Below are 23,172 nucleotides of genomic sequence, written 5' to 3' on the forward strand. Positions count from 1 at the left end.
CGGACGGCTCGACGTCGGTCCTCGCCGCTCTCAGATGCTTCCGGGCCCCATGGGGACCTGGCTGCTCTCGCGACGCTGCTCCTGCGCAAAGCGGTTGTAGAGCAGGGAGAGGACGAAGCAGACGACGCCCGCGGCCGCCAGCGAGATGACTCGAATGATCGAGTTCTGCGAGGCCACGTCCACAACAGCGAGCTTGAGCACGGACAGGAGCACCAGGGTCAGGCCGTAGTGGCGCAGGATCGTCAGGCGTGTTCTGAAGCCGAACACGATGCAGGCGCCGCCTGTCAGCAGGACCAGCACCGACATGAGGACTGAGCCCGGGCCGACGTCGGTGGCCACCATCACGGAGATCCACATGAGCAACGAGTTTCCGATCGCAAGACTCAGACACACCTCCGCGTGCCGCCGCCAGGGAAGCAGAAGCCATGTGGCGCTGGCTCCCAGTCCCAGGGCGATGGCAATCAGTAGAAGCTTCCAGGCCGTCGAGGACGCGGCATCAGCCCACGACAGCGTTACCAGTGCCAGCGCAGCCACCGTCACCGAGACGATCCAGGACGGTGCCGGTGCTCCCGTCTGCCTCCCTGTCGGGTCGGGCAGGGCCTCGCCGTGGGGTCCCACCCGGTAACGGGCTCCTCGGCACTGGCCACTGAGCACTCGCAGAGGCGTGGCACCGGGTGAGATCGTCCCCAGTGCGATGAGCGCGATAGCCACCAGGCCCGGAACCATGCGCAGCGCCGCCCACGCGCCCCGGTTGTTCTCCACGAGGCCGGTTCCCAGGAACGGAACGAGGACGGTCATGTTGAAGGCGACTGCCGCCAGAGCCACCCGCAGGGCCTGCACCCGTGGTTGAACGCGTGAAGGCGCGGTATACGGAGCCGGGACCGGTGAGCTGCGGGCGACTCGGTCACCGAGTCCTTCGGCCACGCACACCATGAGCGCAGAGATCACCACGGAGATGATGAGCGACCAGGAGTCACTGCGGGAGTAGATGGTTCTCGGGGGCACGAGGATCGGTGCCGTTCCGAGCAGGGCCAGGATCGGGGCGGGCTCCACTCGTGCGTTCAAGACGGCCGGAAGGAGGCACAGCATCGCAGCCACGATGACGAAGAGATGGACCCGGGGATCGCCTACAGCCGCCAGTCCGGCCAGCGCGAGGGGGAAGAACGCGGCCTCGTGTCCGATCGCCATGGCACGGCGCCAATCAGCGGGGCAGTAGCCCGGGAGTATCGCGAGCGCCGCCGCGGCCAGCAGGAGGAGCTCGAGGAGATAGGTGATGACGACGACGGTGTGCGCCAGGTGGAGAGCCATCTGCCCCGTCAGCAGGTTGACGAACCCCACCATGAGCACCGCCGCGGTCAGGCCCCAGTCCCAGCCCGAGGTCTTGATACCGATGCTCCACAGTCGCGTGCTTGCGTGCATCGTCTGAGACACCAGCAGCGCGCACAGGATGAGAGTGATGCTGGTACCGCCGACGGTGGAAACACGCAGCATCGGCTGGATCGGTGCGGTGATGAGGGCCGTTGCCGTCGCCACCATCGATGTCGCCGGAAACCAGGCGGCCGACCTCATCCGTCCGGTGTTGCGCGACAGGGCGGTGCAGGTCAGCGCCAGCACCGTGACATGGATACCGATCATCAACCATGTGACGAGCGCGGCCTGTGGCTGGCGTGACACATGGCTGACTGCGAACCCGATGGTCACCAGAGCGCCGAGGGTGGAGATGACCGCGGTGAACAGCACCCGTGTCATATGCGACACGGCCAGGAGGACGAGGCCCCAGCAGGCCATGAGGATCAGGGCTGGCTCTGGGCGGAGCATTCCTCCGAGAAGAACAGCCCCCACGATGGCGACGAAACCGAGCCCCCCGCCGGTTCCCGTGATCGTCGCGGCGGCGACACGGTGCCGGGGATGGGTGAGGCCTAGCCGAGCCCCGGCTGCTGTCATGATGACCGCGATGAGTGCCAGTCCCAGGATCTTGACGGGGGTGGGAATGTAGTCCCAGACGAGAGCCAGCAGACTGACCCCGGCCGACAGGACGAGCACCGCTGCGGCGCCGGAGAGCAGATATCGTCCGAGGTTGCCCTCACGCATCGCCCGCTGGGCCCAGCCCGGAACCGCCTGGGCCTCAGCGCCGAGTGCCTGACCGGCGCCGGCCGGACCCACCTGATTGGTCGCCTGCATATGAGGGGCGTTGCCCGCTACGGGGGCATACTGCATTGGAGTCGGGCCCGCCTGGGCTGCGAAGGATCGCGTGGGCTCCACGGGGGCGGGGGGCTGGTAGTGCTGGGCCTGCGGTACCTCGGTCTGAGTGGCTCGGGGAGCGTCAGCGGATGGTGCCTTCGCAGGGTGGACGTTCCTGTCCTCCGGGAGGGGGTCGTTGACCGGGGCCTGAGCGGGGGACTCGTTGAGACGCTGCCAGGAGTGCTCTGAGGCAGACCTCGTCTGCGGGGCGATCGAGGGCGGAGTCGTCTCCGGACGGGAGGGGCTGCTGCTCCTCACTGTGTCGGGGGAGTCGCTGCTCTCCTGCGTCGAGGCGGCGGAGGAGTAGGTCAGCCAGGTGACGCGCTCGGCGAGCCAGTCGATCTTCCTCTCGATGAGGTCCAGCCGCTGCAGGACCAGGGCGACATTCGGGCCGACAGTTGGCGGCATGGACATGACGGTTCTCCTCGTCACTCGGTGCTCGGCGGTGAGCACGTGTCACTCAACCGGTTCATCTGAGAGTAAGGGGAGTCGTCGATGGCGTGAAGGGGGTACAAGTGCCCTGTGGATAACTCGAGAGGAGGGAGAGAACCAATCCTTCAAGAACGAACAGAGTCGAACAAAGTTCCACAAGAACGGTCAGGCTGGGATAGGCTTGCGTCATGAGCGAGAACGGACTCACTTCAGCCCAGCACAAGATGCGCGACGCCGGTGTCGCAGAGCAGGCCATCACGGTTTTCACCCACTACTACCAGTCCCTGGAGGCGGGGGCCACAGGGCTCATTCCCGAGGAGACCATCGAGCCCCTCACGCAGATCGACGCCCTGGCTGACGTCGAGGTCAGCGAGGAGCAGGCCCGTGAGGCGCTGAGCAAGACGGTCCTCATCCGGCTCAACGGGGGACTGGGCACTTCGATGGGCCTGGATCGCGCCAAGTCCCTCCTGCCGGTCCGCGATGGCAAGACCTTCCTGGACCTGCTGGTCGATCAGGTCCTGGCGGCACGTCGCCGTTACGGAGTGAGCCTGCCGCTGATCCTCATGAACTCCTTCCGCACCCGGGAGGACTCCCTTGAAGTGCTGGCCGGGCACCCCGAGATCCAGGTCGATGGCCTGCCCCTGGACTTCCTGCAGAATCGCGAGCCCAAGCTGCGCGCCGACGATCTGACTCCCGTGGAGTGGGAGGCCGACCCTGAGCTCGAGTGGTGCCCTCCGGGCCACGGTGACATCTACACCGCCCTGCTCGCCTCCGGGCTGCTGGACGCCCTGCTGGACAAGGGTTACCGATACGCCATGACCGCCAACTCCGACAACCTCGGTGCGGCGCCCTCGGCCAGGATCGCCGGCTGGTTCGCCGCCTCCGGAGCCCCCTACGCCCCGGAGATGTGCCGGCGCACGCCGGCCGACGTCAAGGGCGGCCACCTGGCGGTGCGCAAGAGCGACGGGCGCATCATCCTGCGCGACACCGCGCAGACCCCCGAGGATCAGATGCACTACTTCACCGACCAGTTCCGCCACCCCTTCTTCCACACGAACAACCTCTGGTTCGACCTCGAGGTGCTGCGTGACACCCTCGCCGATCGAGGCGGGATCCTCGGGCTTCCGCTCATCAGGAACAGCAAGACGGTGGACCCCGCTGACTCCTCCTCGACGCCTGTCATCCAGCTCGAGACGGCCATGGGTGCCGCCGTTGAGGCCTTCGAGGGGGCCACCGCCATCGAGGTGCCGCGCTCCCGCTTCCTGCCGGTCAAGACCACCAACGACCTGCTGCTGGTGCGCTCGGACGTCTATGAGGTCGACGACGACGGACTGCTGCAGATGGTCCCGGACCAGGCCTGCACCGTGAGTCTTGACCCGCGCTTCTACAAGAAGGTCCAGGACTTCGAGGCTCGGTTCCCAAACGGTGTCCCCTCCATCAAGGACGCGCAGTCGCTGACCGTTGAGGGCGACTGGACCTTCGGTGCCGACGTCGTCGCCACCGGTGAGGCGCACGTGGAGGCGGAGGGCTCGCCCGGACGGATCGCCGACGGCACCCGGATCTGAATGAGCAGGTGGTCGCGGCCCTGCTAGTTGCGGCCGGTCGCGGCTGGTCGCTACGCGGTGGTGCCGGACACTCAGTCATGAGGTCCGGCGCCACCGCGCGTAGCGGGAACGAAAAAACGCTTGCCCTCCCAGAAGAGGGCAAGCGTGAGGGAACCGCTATCCGGTGGGCGATACTGGAATCGAACCAGTGACCTCCTCGGTGTGAACGAGGCGCTCTAACCCCTGAGCCAATCGCCCGGTGCGGCGCCAACCATAGCCAGCCGGGTGCCTCCGGAGCAAACGGCTGCCCGGTGAGGTGAATCACCGCGATGCCATTTGCCTGCCACTGCGATCCTGGTGCTATGGTTTTCCAGCACCGAGCGGTTCGGACGAACCGTGAGGATTCATGCGGATGTGGCTCAGTTGGTAGAGCATCACCTTGCCAAGGTGAGGGTCGCGGGTTCGAGTCCCGTCATCCGCTCCGAGGAGCCGGGAGCGCCCAGCCCCAGCATCTCATGGTGGGTTGGCCGAGAGGTTAGGCACCGGCCTGCAAAGCCGTTTACACCGGTTCGAATCCGGTACCCACCTCGGGCGATTGGCGCAGCGGGAGCGCGCTTCCCTGACACGGAAGAGGTCACTGGTTCGATCCCAGTATCGCCCACCACCATGACGAGGACCCGAGCCCTACCGGCTCGGGTCCTTCGTTGTTCTCGGGCTGGGTGCACCGGCGGCCGGCTGCCGGGCCGCGGGTCGTGGACGAGGATGATGGGCGTCTACGCTTGCGGGCATGGCCGACCCCTCGACGTACCGTCCGGCCCCGGGCGAGATCCCCACGTCCCCGGGGGTCTACCGGTTCCTGGACGGGCAGGGACGGGTCATCTACGTCGGCAAGGCCAAGAACCTGCGTCAGCGCCTGTCCAACTACTTCCAGGACCTCGCCGCACTGCACCCGCGCACCCAGAAGATGGTCACCACCGCATGCGCGGTGGAATGGACGGTCGTGTCCACCGAGGTGGAGTCCCTGGCCCTGGAGTACTCCTGGATCAAGGAGTTCAACCCCCGTTTCAACGTCATGTACAAGGACGACAAGTCCTACCCCTACCTGGCGGTGACGATGGGGGAGACCTACCCCCGCGTCCAGGTGGTCCGGGGAGCCCGCAAACCGGGAACCCGCTACTTCGGTCCCTTCGTCCAGGCCTGGTCCATCCGCGAGACCGTCGAGCAGCTGCTACGGGTGTTCCCGGTGCGTTCCTGCTCGGCCGGCGTCTTCCGCCGTGCCCAGGCCTCGGGGCGCCCCTGCCTGCTGGGATACATCGACAAGTGCTCGGCCCCCTGCGTGGGCCGCATCAGCGCGCAGGACCATCGGGCGCTGGCTGAGGACTTCTGCGCCTTCATGGCCGGTCGCACTGGCCCCTACCTGCGCCAGGTCGAGGCTGAGATGAAGGCGGCTGCCGCCGCCCTCGACTTCGAGAAGGCCGCCCGCCTGCGTGACGACGCCGCCGCACTGCGCAAGGTCATCGAGGGCAACGCCGTCGTCCTTCCCGACGCGACCGACGCCGACGTCTTCGCCCTGGTCCGCGACGAGCTCGAGGCCGCCGTCCAGGTCTTCCACGTTCGCGGCGGCCGGGTGCGCGGGCAGCGCGGCTGGGTCGTGGACCTCATCGACGACGCCGGGGACGCCGAGCTCATCGAGCGCCTCCTCGAACAGGTCTACGCCTCCCTCGTTGATCCGGCCGACGCCGGCGCCGTCCACCACAGTGGCGCCCCCACCTCCTCGGGCACCACCACCTCCGTCGGGGTGGGGGACCGTGCCCCCTCCAGCCCCCAGCCCCGCAGCGGCCCCCACGGTTCCAACGGTGACGCCTCCCGGCGCAAGGGAGAGTCGGCGGCCACGAGCGTCGACGACGTCGCCCACACGGCCACCACGGCGGTGCCCAAGGAGATCCTGGTTCCTGAGCTGCCCAGCAATGCCGCCACCGTGCGAACCTGGTTGTCCGGCCTGCGCGGAGCGAAGGTCGACCTGCGCGTCCCGCAGCGCGGCGACAAGGCCGCCCTCATGGATACGGTGCGCAAGAACGCTCAGGAGGCTCTGCGGCTGCACAAGACCCGGAGGGCGGGAGATCTCACCCAGCGCGCCCTCGCCCTCGATGAGCTCGCCGAGGCCCTCGATCTGCCCGAGGCGCCCCTGCGCGTCGAGTGCTACGACATCTCCCACACCCAGGGCACCTACCAGGTCGGCTCCATGGTCGTCTTCGAGGACGGTGCGCCGCGCAAGTCCGACTACCGACGCTTCACCGTGCGCGGCCAGGACGGCAGCGGCGCCGCTGACGACACCGCCGCCATGCACGAGGTCCTCACCCGCCGGTTCAAACGCCTCATCGCCGAGCAGGGGCGCGGTGAGGCCGCTGCCCTGGCGGCGCAGGAGATCGAGGACGTCGAGGGCATCGCCGTCGCCTCCGGGCCCATCGATCCTGAGACCGGCAAGGCCCGGCGTTTCTCCTACGCGCCCGGGCTGGTCGTCGTCGACGGCGGTCTGCCGCAGGTCAATGCCGCACGTACCGTCCTCGACGAGCTCGGCATCGACGTGCCGCTCATCGGCCTGGCCAAGCGTCTGGAGGAGGTGTGGGTGCCGGGGGAGGAGTTCCCCGTCATCCTGCCGCGCACGTCGCCTGCCCTCTACCTGCTCCAGCACCTGCGCGACGAGTCCCACCGCTTCGCCATCACCCACCACCGCAAGAAGCGCTCGGCCGGCATGACCCGCTCCGTCCTGGACGGCATCCCGGGCCTGGGACCGGCGCGTCAGGCGGCCCTTCTGCGGGAATTCGGCTCAGTCACGCGCATCCGGCAAGCCGATGTGGATGACATCACCCGTGTCAAGGGCATCGGACCGGCTTTGGCGGCTACTATCTTGGCTCACCTCAACAGTCCAGGTACTGAACAATAGTGCGATCTCGCAATGCGCTGGACTGACGTCAACTCGAAAGGACACCCCGTATGAGGATCTCCGCCCGCAATCAGCTGCCCGGCACCGTCGTCTCCATCGAGAAGGGCGCCGTCAACGGCGTCGTCAAGATCGAGGTCGCCCCCGGCGTCATCATCACCTCCTCCATCACCAACGCGGCCATCGAGGAACTCGAGCTGGCAGAGGGCAAGAAGGCGGTCGCCGTCGTCAAGGCCTCCTCCGTCATGGTGGGTCTCCAGGACTGAGGCCGGACGCCGCCATGAGGCGCAGGTCGGCCGCCGTCAGCGCGATCTGATCGTGGCGGTCACTGGCCCGGAACCTTCTGAAACCTGCACCTGACAGAACACACGGAGGATGAGGAGCCATGACCACATCATCACCCGACCCCGACCTGCGCTTCCCCGGCGGCTTCCTGTGGGGCGGAGCCACTGCCGCCAACCAGATCGAGGGCGCCTACGACGAGGACGGCAAGGGCCTGTCCGTTCAGGACGTCATGCCCCGGGGCATCCTGGCCCCGCCCACCCAGGCCCCCACTCCGGACAACCTCAAGCTTGAGGCCATCGACTTCTACCATCGCTACGCTGAGGACATCGCCCTGCTGGCGGAGATGGGATTCAAGGTCTTCCGCTTCTCCATCGCCTGGAGCCGCATCTTCCCGCTCGGTGACGAGACTGAGCCCAACGAGGAGGGGCTGGCCTTCTACGACCGGGTCCTCGACGAGCTCGAGAAGCACGGCATCGAGCCGCTGGTCACCATCAGCCACTACGAGACCCCGCTCCACCTGGCGCGTACCTATGACGGCTGGACCGACCGCCGCCTCATCGGCTTCTTCGAGCGCTACGCCCGCACCCTGTTCGAGCGCTACGGCAAGCGGGTCAGGTACTGGCTCACCTTCAACGAGATCAACTCCGTCCTTCACGAGCCCTTCCTGTCCGGAGGTATCGCCACCCCCAAGGCCGAGCTCTGTGAGCAGGACCTCTACCAGGCCATCCACCACGAGCTCGTCGCCTCGGCGGCCGCCACGAGGATCGCCCACGAGATCAACCCCGATATCCGGGTCGGCTGCATGATCCTGGCCGTGCCCACCTACCCGCTCACCCCCGACCCCCGAGACGTCTGGGCGGCCAAGCAGGCCGAGCGCGCCAACTACGCCTTCGGGGACCTGCACGTACGCGGCGAGTACCCCGGCTACCTGCTGCGTTCCCTACGGGACAAGGGCATCGAGCTGGAGATCACCGAGGCGGACCGTGCGCTGCTGCGGGAGCACACCGTCGACTTCGTCTCCTTCTCCTACTACATGTCCGTGTGCGAGACCGTTACCCAGCCGGCCGAGGCCGGCCGGGGCAACCTCATGGGCGGTGTTCCCAATCCCACCCTCGAGGCCTCCGAGTGGGGCTGGCAGATCGACCCGGCGGGCCTGCGCACCATCCTCAACGACTACTGGGACCGCTGGGGCAAGCCCCTGTTCATCGTCGAGAACGGTCTGGGAGCCAAGGACGTTCTCGTTGACGGCCCCCACGGCCCCACGGTTGAGGACGACTACCGCATCGCCTACATGAACGACCACCTGGTACAGGTCGCCCAGGCCATCGCCGACGGCGTCGAGGTCCTGGGCTACACCTCCTGGGGATGCATCGACCTGGTCTCGGCCTCCACCGCCCAGATGTCCAAGCGCTACGGCTTCATCTACGTCGACCGCGACGACGCCGGCGACGGCACCCTGGCCCGCTACCGCAAGAAGTCCTTCGGCTGGTACCGAGACGTCATCGCCTCCAACGGCGCCTGCCTCATTCCCTCGCCACAGGATGCGGCACAGGGGTAACCGCTGGGACGGTGCGGCCCTCCTGGGCGATCTGACTCAGACGCTGGGACGGATCGCCTGGGCGGCGGACCGCGCCCGATCTCGGGCGACCTGCACGTCGTCGGCGTAGGCCACGACAACGCCCAGGCGCCGCCCCGGGTGGGCCTCAGGCTTACCGAAGAGCCGCAGATCCACCCCCTCCTGAGCGAGGGCCTCATCAAGACCCGCGAAGCGCACGCCCTCGCCCGGCGCGGACTCTCCCGTCGCCTTGATGGTCACCGAGGCGCCGGGGGAGCGCAGCGTGGTGTCCACGGGCAGGCCCAGCAGGGCGCGGGCGTGCAGCTCGAACTCGCTCAGGCGCTGGCTCGCAAGTGTCACCAGGCCGGTGTCATGGGGGCGCGGGGAGACCTCGGAGAAGAGAACCTCCTCCCCGCAGATGAACAGTTCCACCCCGAACAGGCCCCAGCCGCCCAGCGCCGCGGTCACGCGCTCGGCCACCTGCTGGGCCCGTTCCAGGGCCACCGGGCTCAGGGGCTGTGGCTGCCAGGACTCCACATAGTCCCCATCGACCTGCCGGTGCCCGATCGGCTCGCAGAAGCTCGTCACCGTCTCCCCGGTGCCGGGATGACGCCAGCGCACCGTGAGCAGCGTGATCTCGGTGTCGAAATGCACGAATCCCTCCACGATGACCCGGCCTCGGTCCACGCGCCCGTCGGCCGCCGCGTAGCGCCAGGCCGCCTCCAGGTCCTGCGGCCCGCGCACCACGGACTGGCCGTGCCCCGATGAGGACATGACCGGTTTGACCACACACGGAAAGCCCACTTGCTGAGCACCTGCGCGCAGCTCGTCCAAGGACGAGGCGAAGGCGTAGGGACTGGTCGCCAGCCCCAGCTCCTCAGCCGCTAGGCGTCGGATGCCCTCACGATTCATCGTCAGCTGCACCGCGCGGGCGGTCGGTACCACCCGCACCTCGCCAGCGCCCTCCAGCGCCGCCAGGGCGTCGGTGGCCAGCGCCTCGATCTCCGGGATCACGACGTCGGCACCGCTGGCGCTGATGGCGGCCGTCAGCGCCTCGGGGTCGCTCATGTCCACCGTCATGGCGTTGTGCGCCACCTGCTGGGCCGGAGCCCCCTCATAGCGGTCGATCGCCGTGACCTCCACCCCCAGGCGGGTCAGAGCGATTGCCACCTCCTTGCCGATCTCACCGGCGCCCAGCAGCGCCACCTTCGTTGCGCTGTTGGTCCAGGGGGTGCCCAGCACTGGGGCGGTGGGCCGACGCATCGGCGTCTCCTGGGGCGTGCACTGGCATGAGGGAGCCTGGTCGGACATGGGGGAGGGGCTCATGGGGCCTCCTGGCATCTGGCGCCGGGAACCGGCGGCCGTGAGTACTGGCAACGGTGAAACGCTACCGGTAAACCGGCGTCGGCGACGGGCGGAGCGAGCTGGGCATGCGATGCTTGGTGCATGCATGACGAGCGCCGCCCTCAGTCCTCCTCCGGCAAGCGCCAGCGGCTTCAGGACACGGTTCCCATTGAGATCCCCGCCCTCGATGAGGCGACTCCTCCGGTTCCCCCGGCGGAACGCCCCGAGATGATTATTGTCACGGGTATGTCCGGGGCGGGGCGCTCGCGCGCGGCCAACGCGCTGGAGGACCTCGACTGGTACGTCGTGGACAACCTGCCGCCCCAGCTGCTGCCGGCTCTGTCGGGAATGATGACGACGGTCGGCGCCGGGGTGCACCGGCTGGCCGCGGTGGTCGATGTGCGCAGTCGCGAGTTCTTCTCCCACTTCATGGACTATCTGCGCAAGGTCCGCAACAACGGCACCGACGTGAGGCTCATCTTCCTGGATGCCTCCGACGCCGTGCTGGTCCGACGCTTTGAGTCCTCTCGCCGACCCCACCCGTTGCAGGGCAGCGGCTCCGTCCTGGACGGGATTGAGCACGAGCGCACTCTCCTGGGGGGCTTGCGGGGCGTGGCAGACAGCGTCATCGACACCTCCAACTACTCCGTCCACGACCTCGCCCGCCGGGTGCGCGAGCTCGTGGCGCACGAGTCCGACCTTGCGCTGCGCATCAATGTCATGTCCTTCGGGTTCAAGTACGGCATTCCTCTGGACGCCGACCACGTCCTGGACGTGCGCTTCATCCCCAACCCCTACTGGGTCTCCGAGCTGCGCCACCTCACCGGGCGCGACGCACCTGTGGCTGACTACGTCTTCGCGCAGAAAGGGGCGGCGGCCTTCGTCGACGGCTACGCCGACCTGCTCATCCCCGCGCTCCCGCAGTACGTCGATGAGCTCAAGCCTCATGTCACCCTGGCTGTGGGCTGCACCGGCGGCAAGCACCGTTCCGTGGCCTCGGCGGAGCGGCTCGGGGCCAGGTTGAGGCGCGGGGGCTTCGAGGTCGTTGTCCAGCACCGCGATCTGGGACGGGAGTAGGCAGTGGGAACCACGATCGATGCGGCGGGCTGGCCCCGTCGTGGTGAGGAGGGGCCGGCCGTCGTCGCCCTGGGAGGCGGGCACGGACTGTCCGCCACGCTGCGGGCGCTGCGCCATGTCACCCACCGGCTCACCGCTGTCGTCACCGTCGCCGACGACGGCGGCTCCTCGGGACGCCTGCGCCGAGAGTTCGACTGTCTGCCGCCAGGAGACCTGAGAATGGCGCTGGCATCGCTCTGCGAGGACTCCGAGTGGGGCCTGACCTGGCGAGACGTGCTCCAGCACCGCTTCGAGGGGCAGGGCGAGCTCGACAATCACGCCCTGGGGAACCTGCTCATCCTGGCGCTGTGGCAGCTGCTGGGGGACGAGGTTGCCGGGCTCGACTGGGTGGGGCGCCTGCTGACGATCCACGGCCGCGTCGTTCCCATGTCCTCCTCACCCCTGGTCATTGAGGCCGACATCGTCTCCGGGGGGAGTCGACGCCGGGTCAGTGGTCAGGTGGCAGTGGCCTCGGCCCGCGGACGTCTGGAGAACGTGGGGATGGTTCCTCAGGACGCCGAGGCCCACCCCGAGGCGCTGCGCGCCATCGATGAGGCCGAATGGGTGGTCCTGGGGCCCGGCTCCTGGTACACCTCGGTGCTCCCGCACCTCATCCTGCCGTCCATGCGCCGCGCGCTGGTGAACACCTCGGCCCGCAAGGTCGTGGTCCTCAACCTCTCCGCTCAGCAGGGCGAGACCGACGGGATGACCAGTGCCGATCATCTTCGGGTCCTGAGCCAGTACGCGCCCGACCTGCGCCTGGACGTGGTGCTGGCCGACCCCTCCACCGTTGAGGACGTCGAGGATCTTGCAGAGGTGGCCGCCGCCATGGGGGCCACCGTCGTCCTGCGCCAGGTGCGCACCGGCGAGGCCCTGTGCCACCACGATCCGCTTCGCCTGGCAGCCGCCTTCCGGGACGCCTTCGAGGGGGCTCTGGGGGACGTCACCGATCTCAGTGGACGTGATGACATGTGATGCTGGACTCATTGAAGAGTCCCGCTGTGCATGATCGTTCATAATTCTCGGCGGCCGCTTCCAGCCGGCTGCCGGGTGCTGCGGCTAAAAATTCTCCATTGATACGCCTCGGGCGCCGTATGACATCGCCCTGACGTCTTGAGTCGCTTCGCCCGCACATGTTCGAGCTGCGCCTCGCCAGCACCCGGGACGCCATGGCAACGGCCGCAGCGTCAACCATGTTTGCCAGTCCCGAATCACGAACCCCGACCACGAGGAGCCCGCCCATGTCGCTGACGGTCACCGTCAAGGATGAGCTCGCGCTCGTCGCTACTGAGAACGCCGCCCAACGACGGGCGGAGGTCTCCGCGATGCTGCGCTTCGCCGGAGGGCTCCATATCGTCTCCGGGCGCATCGTCGTCGAGGCCGAGCTCGATCACGGCGGAGCGGTGCGGCGCCTGCACCAGCACCTCAAGGAGCTCTACGGGATGGAGCCCGAGGTCATGGTGGTTCAGGGCGGTTCCCTGCACCGAGGGTCCCGCTACGTGCTGCGAGTGACCAAGCGCGGCAAGGACCTGGCCCGGCTGTCCGGGCTGGTCGACGACCGGGGCCGGCCGGTGCGGGGCATGCCGGTGTCGGTCATTCAAGGAGGGCGCAACGCCGCCGCTGCCGCCTGGCGTGGAGCCTTCCTGGCCCGCGGATCCCTGACCGAGCCCGGCCGGTCCTCCTCTTTGGAGGTCACCTGTCCCGGCTCCGAGGCCGCACTGGCCCTGGTCGGGGCCGCGCGGCGCTTCGACATCTCCGCCAAGGCCCGAGAGGTGCGCGGGGCCGACCGCGTCGTCGTTCGCGACGGTGAGGCCATCGGTGTTCTCCTGGAGCGGATGGGGGCGCCGGAGGCCTTCAAGGTGTGGGCCGAACGCCGATCTCGGCGCGAGTCCCGGGGGACCGCCAACCGCCTGGCCAACTTCGACGACGCCAACCTGCGCCGTTCGGCCCGCGCCGCCGTCGCCTCGGGTGCCCGCGTCGAGCGAGCCTTCGAGATCCTGGGGGACGATGTCCCCGCCCACCTGCTTCAGGCCGGTCGCCTGCGCATCGCGCACAAGCAGGCATCCCTGGAGGAGCTTGGGCAGCTCTCCGACCCACAGCTGACCAAGGACGCCGTCGCTGGACGTATCCGCCGCCTCCTGGCCATGGCGGACAAGCAGGCCCACGAGCTGGGCATCCCCGACACGGAGTCGGTTCTCACCCAGGAGATGCTCGAGCCCTGAGGTGAGATGGGACCTCGGTCCTTGCCTTTGGGGCGCCTGATGGTCTTTGGTCCCCTCGGTTTGGCTTGTGCATCACAGTGTTCGCCCGTGGCGTGGTCGGCGACTCCCAGCGCCTGCCCAGTGTGACTAGACTCGGCCGTACCGGAGCTGAATCGGATGTGAGCTGAAGAGGAGGTTCCGGAGCACACGCCATGTGTGAAAAGAGCCCCAGCAACCGTGCGCCGCCAACCGGCGCACTAGGAGGACACAAAGTGACCACCCGCGTTGGTATTAACGGCTTCGGCCGGATCGGCCGCAACTTCTTCCGTGCCGCCCTCGAGCAGGGCGCCGACATCGAGGTTGTCGCCGTCAACGACCTGACGGACAACAAGACCCTGGCCCACCTGCTCAAGTACGACTCGATCCTCGGTCGTTTCGACGGCGAGGTCTCCTACGACGAGGATGGCATCACCGTCAACGGCAAGCACATCAAGGTGCTCGCTCAGCGCAACCCCGCCGACCTGCCCTGGGGCGACCTGGGCGTCGAGGTCGTCGTGGAGTCCACCGGCTTCTTCACCGACGGCGAGAAGGCCAAGGCCCACCTCGACGGTGGCGCCAAGAAGGTCGTCATCTCCGCTCCCGCCAAGAACGTCGACGGCACCTTCGTCATGGGTGTCAACGAGGGCGACTACGACAACGCCACGATGAACATCGTGTCCAACGCCTCGTGCACCACCAACTGCCTCGCCCCCCTGGCCAAGGTTCTCCACGAGAACTTCGGCATCGAGCGCGGCATCATGACCACCATCCACTCCTACACGGGTGACCAGCGCGTCCTCGACGCCCCGCACAGCGACCTGCGCCGTGCTCGCGCCGCCGCGCTGAACATGATCCCCACCAAGACCGGTGCCGCCCAGGCCGTGGCCCTCGTTCTGCCCGCCCTCAAGGGCAAGTTCGACGGTCTGGCCGTGCGTGTCCCCACCCCGACCGGCTCGCTGACCGACCTGACCTTCATCGCTGAGAAGGAGGTCTCCGTCGAGGCCGTCAAGGCTGCCGTCAAGGCCGCCGCCGAGGGCGAGCTCAAGGGCGTTCTCGAGTACACCGAGGACCCGATCGTCTCCACCGACATCGTGGGCAACCCGCACACCTCGATCTTCGACGCCACCGAGACCAAGGTCATCGGCAACCTCGTCAAGGTCCTCTCCTGGTACGACAACGAGTGGGGCTACTCCAACGCCCTGGTCCGCCTGACCTCCCTGGTCGGCTCCAAGCTCGCCTGAGACCAGACCGAGAGCATGACTCTCTAGAAGACGGCGCCCGCGCCACGCTATGCGTGCGCGGGCGCCGTCCGTCCCACACCCACACCTTCACCCACAACTGATGAGAGGCTTCATGAAGACCATCGAGTCCCTGGGCGACCTCAAGGGCAAGCGAGTCCTGGTCCGCTCCGACTTCAACGTGCCGCTGGACGCCGACAAGAACATCACCGACGACGGCCGCATCCAGGCCGCTCTGCCCACCCTGCGCACCCTGCTCGACGCCGGCGCCAAGGTAATCATCACCGCCCACCTGGGGCGCCCCAAGGGGCAGGTCAACCCCGACTACTCCCTGGCCCCTGTCGCCAAGCGCCTCGCCGAGGTCACCGGTGTCAAGGTGACCCTCGCCGAGGACACCGTGGGCGACTCCGCCAAGGCCGCCGTCGCCGCCGCCGGTGACGGTGAGATCGTCCTGCTGGAGAACGTGCGCTTCAACGCCGCCGAGACCTCCAAGGACGACGCTGAGCGCGAGGCCTTCGCCGCCGAGCTCGCCGCCCTGGCCGACGTCTTCGTCTCCGACGGCTTCGGCGTCGTGCACCGCAAGCAGGCCTCCGTCTACGACGTCGCCAAGCTGCTGCCCTCCGCCGCCGGCCTGCTCGTCGTCAAGGAGATCGAGTCCCTGGGGCGCGCCGTCAACGACCCCGAGCGCCCCTACACCGTGGTGCTCGGCGGCTCCAAGGTCTCCGACAAGCTCGGTGTCATCTCCAACCTGCTGAGCAAGGCCGACCGTCTCCTCATCGGTGGCGGCATGGCCTACACCTTCCTGGCCGCCCAGGGCTACGAGGTGGGTACCTCTCTGCTGGAGAAGGACCAGATCGACACCGTCAAGGGCTACCTGGAGACCGCCAAGGCCAACGGCGTCGAGCTGCTGCTGCCCGTCGACACCGTCGTGGCCCCGACCTTCGCCGCGGACGCCCCCGCCACCGTGGTGCCCGCTGACGCCCTGCCCTCCGACCAGATGGGCCTGGACATCGGCCCTGAGACGCGAAAGCTCTTCGCCGATGCCATCGCCACCTCCAAGACCGTGGTGTGGAACGGCCCCATGGGCGTCTTCGAGTTCCCGGCCTTCGCCGAGGGCACCAAGGCCGTGGCCAAGGCGATCTCCGAGTCCGACGCCTTCTCCGTCATCGGCGGTGGCGACTCCGCCGCGGCCGTGCGCACGCTCGGCTTCGACGAGGCCACGTTCTCCCACATCTCCACCGGTGGCGGCGCCTCCCTCGAGCTCCTCGAGGGCAAGACCCTGCCCGGTATCGCCGTGCTCAACGACTGAAGGAAGGCAACCCAGATGAGTAACCGCACCCCGCTCATGGCGGGCAACTGGAAGATGAACCTCGACCACCTCGAGGCCAACCACCTCGTCCAGGGCCTGGCCATGGAGCTCAAGGACCACGACCACGACTACACCAAGTGCGAGGTCCTCGTGATCCCGCCCTTCACGGACATCCGCACCGTGCAGACCGTCGTTGAGGCCGACTCCCTGGACATCAAATACGGCGCCCAGGACGTCTCCATCCACGACAACGGCGCCTACACCGGTGAGATCTCCACCGAGATGCTCACCAAGCTCGGTGTCAGCTACGTCGTCATGGGCCACTCCGAGCGCCGCGAGTACCACGGCGAGTCCGACGCCCTCGTGGGCGCCAAGGCCCGCAAGGTGCTCGACGCCGGCATGACCCCCATCCTGTGCTGCGGTGAGGCCCTGGAGATCCGCAAGGCCGGCACCCACGTCGACTTCGTCCTGGGGCAGATCCGCGCCGCCCTGGAAGGATGGAGCGGCGAGGACGTCGCCAAGATCGTCATCGCCTATGAGCCCATCTGGGCCATCGGCACCGGCGAGACCGCCACCGCCAAGGACGCCCAGGAGGTGTGCGGAGCGATCCGCGAGGCCCTGCGTGCCGACTACGGCGACGCCACCGCTGACGCCACCCGCATCCTCTACGGCGGCTCCGCCAAGCCCGGCAACATTAAGGAGCTCATGGCCCAGCCCGACGTCGACGGCGCACTCGTCGGCGGAGCCTCCCTCAAGGCGGACTCCTTCGCCGCCATGGCCGGCTTCTACGCCTGAGCGAGCCGAGTCGCGGCGGAGGAACTGAGCGATCACTTCTCCGCAGTGTCTCACCGCTCGCTGACAGGGTCCCGGACACCTCACACCCCGAGGTGTCCGGGACCCCGCGCGTTACAGGTAGACTGCCACGCGGACAGGTGGGGGCGCGGACCCTGTCGGGAGTCGCGCCGGACCCATGCCGGAGCGTGAGGCCCCCGCAGCAAGACGGAACCAACAACGAAGGGAACGTGACGTGAACGTAGTGCGTATCGTCCTTCAGGTGCTGCTCGTCCTCTCGAGCTTCTTCCTCATCATGTCGATCCTCCTGCACAAGGGCAAGGGCGGCGGTCTGTCGGACATGTTCGGCGGCGGTATCTCCTCCTCCGCAGGGTCCTCCGGCGTGGCCGAGCGCAACCTCGACCGCATCACGGTGGCGGTGGCCATCATCTGGACGATCACGATCGTCGGGCTCGGCCTGGTCGCCAAGCTCGGCTGAGCCTCGGCGGACTCCGACGAGCACAGCGCACACGACGGATCCGACCGTCGATACCACCCCCGATCCGCGTGGAGACGATCTGGACCGAGGGCTGCGCGGCTATCTCGCCCACCTGCGTGTCGAGCGCGGGCTGAGCCCTCACACCCTGAGCGCCTACGAGCGCGACCTCGGCCGCTACCTGCGCTACCTGAGGAGCGCCGGCATCTCAGCACCGCAGGACGTCAGCCGCAACGACGTGGCCGGCTTCCTCGAGGTCCTGCGCACCGGATCCGACGGCGCCCGTCCGCTGGCGTCGTCCTCGGCATCCAGAACCGTCACGGCCGTGCGCGGCTGGCACAAGTTCCTCCTGGCCGAGGGCACCACCTCAGAGGATCCCTCGGCCACCGTGCGCCCGCCCCAGCCCGGAAGGCGCCTGCCCAAGGCCTTAGGGGTCGATGAGGTCCGCCGTCTCCTGGAGGCAGCAGGCGTTGACGACTCCCCGGTGAGCCTGCGCGACCGAGCGCTGCTGGAGGTCCTCTACGCCACCGGCGCCCGCATCTCCGAGGCGGTGGGGCTCGTCGTCGACGACCTTGACACCGACTCCAGGCTGCTGAGGCTGTTCGGCAAGGGACGCAAGGAACGCGTGGTCCCCATGGGGGCCTACGCCTGGGAGGCGCTGGACGCCTACCTGGTGCGAGGGCGGCCGGTCCTGGCCGAGAAGGGCAGGGGAGTGCCACAGGTCTTCCTCAACACCCTGGGCAGGCCCCTGAGTCGGCAGAGCGCCTGGGCGGTCCTCCAACAGGCCGCTGAACGGGCCGGTCTCATCGGGACGGACGGCGCCGACGAGCGGCGCATCTCCCCCCACACCCTGCGCCACTCCTTCGCCACGCATCTGCTGGCGGGAGGGGCGGATGTGCGTGTCGTCCAGGAGATGCTCGGACACGCCTCGGTCACCACCACCCAGATCTACACGAAGGTCACCGTCGACCACCTGCGGGAGGTCTACGCCACCAGTCACCCGCGGGCTCTGGCCTGATCGATGAGCCCGCAGGTGAGGGCCGTACCCCAGGCTTTGGTGGGGGAAGCCTGAGTGCGCACCGGGCCGCGCCTGAAAGCGGGGTCCCGTTGGCCTTGATCTCTGGCGTGTCCCGTCTGAACTGGGCGATGTCGGTCGGCTTTCGACTAGGCTGGTTGACGTGAATGACTCCATCCAGCCAGGCCTGATCGACAACCCCGGCACCGACGAGAGCGAGGAGAAGGACTTCCCCGTTCCCGCGCCGCTGGAGTCGCACGGACCCGCTCGGGTCATCTCCATGTGCAACCAGAAGGGCGGCGTCGGCAAGACCACGACGACGATCAACCTCGGTGCGGCCCTGGCCGAGCTGGGGCGCAAGGTCCTCATCGTCGACTTCGATCCCCAGGGAGCGGCCTCGGCCGGCCTGGGCATCAACGCTCACGAGCTCGACTCCACCATCTACGACCTGCTCGTCGCCAGCCGTCCGGACATCCGCACGGTCATCCACGAGACCACGGTGGAGGGGCTGGACATCGTCCCGGCCAACATCGACCTGTCCGCCGCCGAGGTCCAGCTCGTCAACGAGGTCGCCCGCGAGCAGGCCCTCAAGCGGGTGCTGCGTCCGGTGCTCGACGAGTACGACGTGATCCTCGTGGACTGCCAGCCCTCGCTCGGACTGCTGACCATCAACGCCCTGACCGCCTCCCACGGCGTCATCATCCCGCTGGAGACCGAGTTCTTCGCCCTGCGTGGGGTGGCGCTCCTGGTGGAGACCGTCGAGCGGGTCAAGGACCGCCTCAACGCCACGCTGGAGATCGACGGCATCCTGGCCACCATGGTGGACTCCCGCACCCTGCACTCCCGGGAGGTGCTTGAGCGCCTGGAGCAGGCCTTCGGTGAGCAGCTCTTCGACACGCGCATCCGGCGCACGATCAAGTTCCCGGACGCCTCCGTGGCCAACGAGCCGATCACCAGCTACGCACCCTCCCACCCCGGTGCGGACGCCTACCGCCGGCTGGCCCGCGAGGTCATCGCCCGCGGCGATGTCGCCTGAGCCGGAGGAGCAGGGGCCGCCCAGGCTGCCCGGATTCAGCGTCACACTGCCGCAGTTCGAAGGCCCCTTCGACCTGCTACTGAGTCTCATCGCCCGCAAGCGGCTCGACGTCACCGAGCTGGCGCTGGCCGAGGTGACCGACGACTTCATCGCCCACATGCGCTCGGACTGGGACCTGGGGCGCGCATCTGAGTTCATCGTCGTGGCCTCCACCCTCCTGGCGCTCAAGGCCCACCGCCTTCTGCCCCGTAACGAGAACGAGGAGGAGCCCGACCTCGAGCTGCTCGAGGCCCGCGACCTGCTCTTCGCCCGGCTCCTGCAGTACCGGGCCTTCAAGGAGGCCGCAGCTGCCTTCCGCCACCGGGCGGAGACCTCCGCACGCAGCTACCCGCGCATCGTCGCCCTGGAACCACATCTGGCGGCGCTGCTGCCCAAGCTCGTGGCCACCATCACCCCCGAGGAGCTGACCCGGCTGGCGGTGGGCGCCTTCACCCGGCCCACCGATCCGGGCGTCCAGACCGTCCACCTGCACGAGCGGGTACCGGTCGGTGAGCAGCTGAGCCTCATCGCCAGCAGGCTGCGCAGTCACGGAACCCTGACCTTCGCCCAGATCATTGAGGACGCCGAGCGCACCGCCGTCGTGGTGGCCCGCTTCCTGGCGCTGCTCATCCTCCACCGGCAGGGCAGTGCCGAGCTGGACCAGACGGAGGCCATGGGCGAGATCACCGTGACCTGGTGCGGCGGCCAGGACGACCTGACCGGCATGATGACCTCTGAGAACCTTACTGAGCTCGAGGAGGAATTCGCATGAGCGATGCTGTGGGGTCTGAGCTGCGCAGTGCTGCTGAGGCTATCCTCATCGTCGCCGACGAGCCGGTGATCACCTCTGCGATCGCCGAGGCCCTCGGTATGGAGGAGAGCGTCTGCGAGGAACTGCTCGAGGGTCTAGCAGCCGAGTACCGTGGAGAGGCGCCCGGCAGCCGTGCTCATGGATTCCTCCTGCGACGTGCGGCAGGTGGGTGGCGTTTCGCCTCCGTGCCCGAGCACGCCGACCTCGTCGAGCAGTTCATCATTGGCGGCGCCACCGCACGCCTGAGCCAGGCAGCGCTGGAGACCTTGGCCGTCGTCGCCTACCGGCAGCCGGTCACCCGGGGGCGCGTCGCGCAGATCCGCGGGGTCAATGTCGACGGCGTCATGCGCACCCTGCACGCCCGCGGCCTTATCGAGGAGGCCGGTGCCGAGACCTCCGGTGCGATTCTGTACCGGACCACGGGAGACTTCCTGGAGTACCTGGGAATCGACTCCCTGGACGAGCTGCCACCCCTGGCTCCCTACCTCCCCCGCGTCGAGGCGCTGGGGGAGATCGTCGAACAGGCCGATGAGATGGCCGGTAGGAGGACCCCATGACCCCGAGGAACCGCCACACCCGAACCGAGTCCGTGCCCCACAGCGATTTTGGGGCCCAGGAGTTCTACGACGAGGATGACCTCGAGGAGCTGGATGAGCGGGCCGACGCCGGCGATCTGGCGGCCTTCGACGCCGAGGCCATTGACGAGGACGAGGAAGCCCGTCTGCTTCAGATGCGTGAGCGCGCCACCAAGGGCGGCCAGGACGACCCGCACGTCGCCTCCGGACAACGGCTGCAGAAGGTCCTGGCCCACGCAGGGGTTGCCTCGCGCCGCGCCTGCGAGCAGCTCATCGCCGACGGCCGCGTCAGCGTCGACGGTATTTCCGTCACCGAGGCGGGCGTCAGGGTGGACCCGCTGACCCAGGAGATCCGCGTTGACGGCAGCCGAATCCTCACCAACCCCGAGCTCATCACCCTCATGCTCCACAAGCCGGCAGGGGTCGTCACCACCATGGAGGACCCTGAGGGCCGCCCCACCGTGGCCCAGTACGGACGCGACTACCTGGCCGAGCACCCCGAGCTGCCCGACTCGCTGCGCCTGGTGCATGTCGGGCGCCTCGACACTGAGACCGAGGGGCTGCTCCTGCTGTCCAACGACGGCGAGCTCTCCCACCGGCTCATGCACCCCAGCTTTGAGATCGCGAAGACCTATGTCGCCATCGTTGAGGGACAGGTTGAGCCCTGGGTCCCGCGTAAGCTGCGGCGCGGCATCGAGCTGGAGGACGGTGAGGCCAAGGCGGACCGAGTGACCGTCAAGGATTCCGGGCCGCGCGGTTCCATCGTTGAGATCCCCCTCCACTCCGGCAAGAACCGCGTCGTGCGGCGCATGCTGGACGCTGTCGGCCACCCTGCGACGCGTCTGGCGCGCACCCGGCTCGGACCGCTGCGGCTGGGCAACCTGCGCCCCGGCCAGACGCGCCCCCTCAGCGGCGAGGAGATCGCCGCACTGCAGCAGGAGGTCGGGCTGTGAGCGCCCCCGAGCCGCGGGCGTCAGTGTCCACGCGCGGCCCGGTGCTCATCGTCGGCACGGGGCTGCTGGGAACCTCACTCGCCCTGGCGCTGCGGGCGGCAGGTGTCGAGGTCCTGCTCTCCGACACCTCGCCCACCTCCCTGGCCCTGGCCCGAGACATGGGAGCAGGATCGCTTCATGACGAGGACAGCCCTGAGCCGCAGATCGTCGTCGTGGCCACGCCCCCCGACGTCACCGCCGACGTCGTCGTCGCGCAGCTGAGCGCCCACCCCAGTGCTGTGGTCACTGACGTCGCCTCCGTCAAGGAACGGGTCGTCGCCGAGGTCCGGGCCCGGGCGGGAGACGAGGCCCGCAGGTACGTCGGCTCCCACCCGATGGCCGGCCGGGAGCGCTCGGGCGCCGGCGCCGCCGACTGCGACCTCTTCGCCGGGCGCCCCTGGGTGGTGGTCGGCCAGGACGCCGATCCACAGGCGGAGCTGGTCATCAGGAACCTGGCGGTCGATGTGGGCGCCACCCCGGTGCGCATGGGTGCGGCGGAGCATGACGCTGCCGTCGCTGCCGTCTCCCATATGCCCCAGCTCGTCTCCTCACTCGTGGCCGCCCGCCTGGAGGAGCTGGGGGAGGGGGCCCTGGCTCTGTCGGGGCAGGGGCTTCGTGACGTCACCAGGATCGCGGCCTCGGATCCCAGGTTGTGGTCGGCCATCATCGTGGGCAACGCCGGGCCCGTGGTCGACCTGCTGCGCCGAATCCGTGATGACCTAGGCGTACTGATCACAGGGATCGAAGCGGCCGCCTGCGATTCGGACAGTCCGGAGCACACAGCTCCGGGAGCGGCACGTGTGGTCGCTCCCGGGGCCGTCGGCGCGGTCACCGATGTCATGACACGGGGAAACCTCGGTCGGGAACGCATCCCCGGAAAGCACGGCGGGGCGCCGCGCCGCTACACCGAGGTCCAGGTCCTGGTACCCGACGCCGCCGGCGAGCTGGGCAGGCTCTTCTCGGACGTCGGAGCCGCCGGCGTCAACATCGAGGACTTCTCCCTGGAGCACTCGGCCGGGCAGAGCGCGGGCATCGCCCTCATCTCCGTCCTTCCGGCGGCCGCCCAACGGCTGGAGGAGGCCCTGGACGCCCAGGGCTGGCGCGTCGTCGCGGGCTGAAGCCGGTTCAATCCGTCACCGAGGTCCGCCTGTGTCAGTACTCATGGGGACCTGATCCGCGGTACCGCGCCGGA

At 68.4% G+C, this 23,172-nt stretch carries 19 protein-coding genes and 4 tRNA genes; 20 read left to right on the forward strand and 3 right to left on the reverse strand.

Features of this window, described 5'->3' with window-relative positions; all coding sequences use genetic code 11:
* Positions 1–30: 30 nt before the first annotated feature.
* Positions 31–2,655 (reverse strand): DUF2339 domain-containing protein, encoded by a 2,625-nt coding sequence (locus HMPREF3165_RS05785; RefSeq protein ID WP_070511488.1) that lies wholly within the window; start codon positions 2,653–2,655, stop codon positions 31–33.
* 206 nt (positions 2,656–2,861) lie between these two features.
* Here HMPREF3165_RS05785 and HMPREF3165_RS05790 point away from each other — a divergent pair, with 206 nt between their 5' ends.
* Complete coding sequence (locus HMPREF3165_RS05790) at positions 2,862–4,238, forward strand: UTP--glucose-1-phosphate uridylyltransferase (protein ID WP_070511489.1); 1,377 nt, start codon at positions 2,862–2,864, stop codon at positions 4,236–4,238.
* Positions 4,239–4,402: 164 nt separating this feature from the next.
* Here the strand turns inward: HMPREF3165_RS05790 and HMPREF3165_RS05795 are convergent.
* A tRNA-Val gene (locus HMPREF3165_RS05795) sits at positions 4,403–4,475 on the reverse strand.
* 150 nt (positions 4,476–4,625) lie between these two features.
* On the opposite strand from HMPREF3165_RS05795, the gene HMPREF3165_RS05800 reads away from it, so the two are divergent.
* The 6 genes from HMPREF3165_RS05800 (at position 4,626) to HMPREF3165_RS05825 (ending at position 9,001) form a co-directional block, all read left to right on the forward strand.
* Positions 4,626–4,698, forward strand: a tRNA-Gly gene (locus HMPREF3165_RS05800).
* Between the two features lie 36 nt (positions 4,699–4,734).
* Positions 4,735–4,805 (forward strand) — tRNA-Cys (locus HMPREF3165_RS05805).
* Between the two features lies 1 nt (position 4,806).
* Positions 4,807–4,881: transfer RNA gene (locus HMPREF3165_RS05810), tRNA-Val, on the forward strand.
* A 123-nt stretch (positions 4,882–5,004) separates the two neighbouring features.
* Positions 5,005–7,161 carry an excinuclease ABC subunit UvrC gene (gene uvrC, locus HMPREF3165_RS05815; protein ID WP_070511491.1) on the forward strand — a complete coding sequence of 719 codons (2,157 nt, stop codon included), beginning with the start codon at positions 5,005–5,007 and terminating at the stop codon, positions 7,159–7,161.
* Between the two features lie 50 nt (positions 7,162–7,211).
* Positions 7,212–7,424: a TOBE domain-containing protein gene (locus tag HMPREF3165_RS05820; RefSeq protein ID WP_003780741.1), complete on the forward strand. Its 213-nt coding sequence runs from the start codon at positions 7,212–7,214 to the stop codon at positions 7,422–7,424.
* A gap of 119 nt (positions 7,425–7,543) precedes the next feature.
* The gene (locus tag HMPREF3165_RS05825; protein ID WP_070511493.1) at positions 7,544–9,001 is read left to right on the forward strand and encodes a glycoside hydrolase family 1 protein; all 1,458 of its coding nucleotides are present in this window, start codon (positions 7,544–7,546) and stop codon (positions 8,999–9,001) included.
* A 36-nt stretch (positions 9,002–9,037) separates the two neighbouring features.
* Here the strand turns inward: HMPREF3165_RS05825 and purT are convergent, their stop codons facing one another.
* Positions 9,038–10,324, reverse strand: coding sequence for a formate-dependent phosphoribosylglycinamide formyltransferase (gene purT / locus HMPREF3165_RS05830; RefSeq protein ID WP_070511495.1), 1,287 nt, complete (start codon positions 10,322–10,324; stop codon positions 9,038–9,040).
* Positions 10,325–10,444: 120 nt separating this feature from the next.
* Between purT and rapZ the strand changes: the two genes are divergently transcribed.
* From rapZ to HMPREF3165_RS05895, 13 genes are all read left to right on the forward strand, one after another.
* Positions 10,445–11,419: an RNase adapter RapZ gene (rapZ, locus tag HMPREF3165_RS05835; RefSeq protein WP_060957942.1), complete on the forward strand. Its 975-nt coding sequence runs from the start codon at positions 10,445–10,447 to the stop codon at positions 11,417–11,419.
* A gap of 3 nt (positions 11,420–11,422) precedes the next feature.
* The gene (gene yvcK / locus HMPREF3165_RS05840; protein WP_070511497.1) at positions 11,423–12,433 is read left to right on the forward strand and encodes a gluconeogenesis factor YvcK family protein; all 1,011 of its coding nucleotides are present in this window, start codon (positions 11,423–11,425) and stop codon (positions 12,431–12,433) included.
* Positions 12,434–12,699: 266 nt separating this feature from the next.
* Positions 12,700–13,680 (forward strand): DNA-binding protein WhiA, encoded by a 981-nt coding sequence (gene whiA / locus HMPREF3165_RS05845; RefSeq protein WP_004564945.1) that lies wholly within the window; start codon positions 12,700–12,702, stop codon positions 13,678–13,680.
* A 251-nt stretch (positions 13,681–13,931) separates the two neighbouring features.
* Positions 13,932–14,939: a type I glyceraldehyde-3-phosphate dehydrogenase gene (gene gap / locus HMPREF3165_RS05850; protein WP_004564944.1), complete on the forward strand. Its 1,008-nt coding sequence runs from the start codon at positions 13,932–13,934 to the stop codon at positions 14,937–14,939.
* A 112-nt stretch (positions 14,940–15,051) separates the two neighbouring features.
* Positions 15,052–16,245 carry a phosphoglycerate kinase gene (gene pgk, locus HMPREF3165_RS05855; RefSeq protein ID WP_070511499.1) on the forward strand — a complete coding sequence of 398 codons (1,194 nt, stop codon included), beginning with the start codon at positions 15,052–15,054 and terminating at the stop codon, positions 16,243–16,245.
* 15 nt (positions 16,246–16,260) lie between these two features.
* Positions 16,261–17,040, forward strand: a complete 780-nt coding sequence (tpiA, locus tag HMPREF3165_RS05860) for a triose-phosphate isomerase (protein ID WP_070511501.1) — start codon at positions 16,261–16,263, stop codon at positions 17,038–17,040.
* A gap of 232 nt (positions 17,041–17,272) precedes the next feature.
* Positions 17,273–17,515 carry a preprotein translocase subunit SecG gene (gene secG / locus HMPREF3165_RS05865; protein ID WP_009406441.1) on the forward strand — a complete coding sequence of 81 codons (243 nt, stop codon included), beginning with the start codon at positions 17,273–17,275 and terminating at the stop codon, positions 17,513–17,515.
* Between the two features lie 91 nt (positions 17,516–17,606).
* Positions 17,607–18,530 (forward strand): site-specific tyrosine recombinase XerD, encoded by a 924-nt coding sequence (gene xerD / locus HMPREF3165_RS05870; protein WP_043537648.1) that lies wholly within the window; start codon positions 17,607–17,609, stop codon positions 18,528–18,530.
* 160 nt (positions 18,531–18,690) lie between these two features.
* The gene (locus HMPREF3165_RS05875; RefSeq protein WP_009406376.1) at positions 18,691–19,563 is read left to right on the forward strand and encodes a ParA family protein; all 873 of its coding nucleotides are present in this window, start codon (positions 18,691–18,693) and stop codon (positions 19,561–19,563) included.
* Complete coding sequence (locus HMPREF3165_RS05880; protein WP_070511504.1) at positions 19,553–20,374, forward strand: segregation and condensation protein A; 822 nt, start codon at positions 19,553–19,555, stop codon at positions 20,372–20,374. The genes HMPREF3165_RS05875 and HMPREF3165_RS05880 overlap by 11 nt, the downstream gene beginning before the upstream one ends.
* Entirely contained in the window at positions 20,371–20,970 is a 600-nt protein-coding gene (scpB, locus tag HMPREF3165_RS05885; RefSeq protein WP_070511506.1) for an SMC-Scp complex subunit ScpB, read from the forward strand. The genes HMPREF3165_RS05880 and scpB overlap by 4 nt, the downstream gene beginning before the upstream one ends.
* Positions 20,967–21,941, forward strand: coding sequence for a pseudouridine synthase (locus tag HMPREF3165_RS05890; protein ID WP_070511508.1), 975 nt, complete (start codon positions 20,967–20,969; stop codon positions 21,939–21,941). The genes scpB and HMPREF3165_RS05890 overlap by 4 nt, the downstream gene beginning before the upstream one ends.
* Positions 21,938–23,098: a prephenate dehydrogenase gene (locus tag HMPREF3165_RS05895; protein ID WP_070511509.1), complete on the forward strand. Its 1,161-nt coding sequence runs from the start codon at positions 21,938–21,940 to the stop codon at positions 23,096–23,098. Before HMPREF3165_RS05890 ends, HMPREF3165_RS05895 begins: the two co-directional genes overlap by 4 nt.
* Positions 23,099–23,172 lie beyond the last annotated feature (74 nt).

This window comes from Actinomyces sp. HMSC08A09, from assembly GCF_001807465.1.
GTDB lineage: Bacteria > Actinomycetota > Actinomycetes > Actinomycetales > Actinomycetaceae > Actinomyces > Actinomyces oris.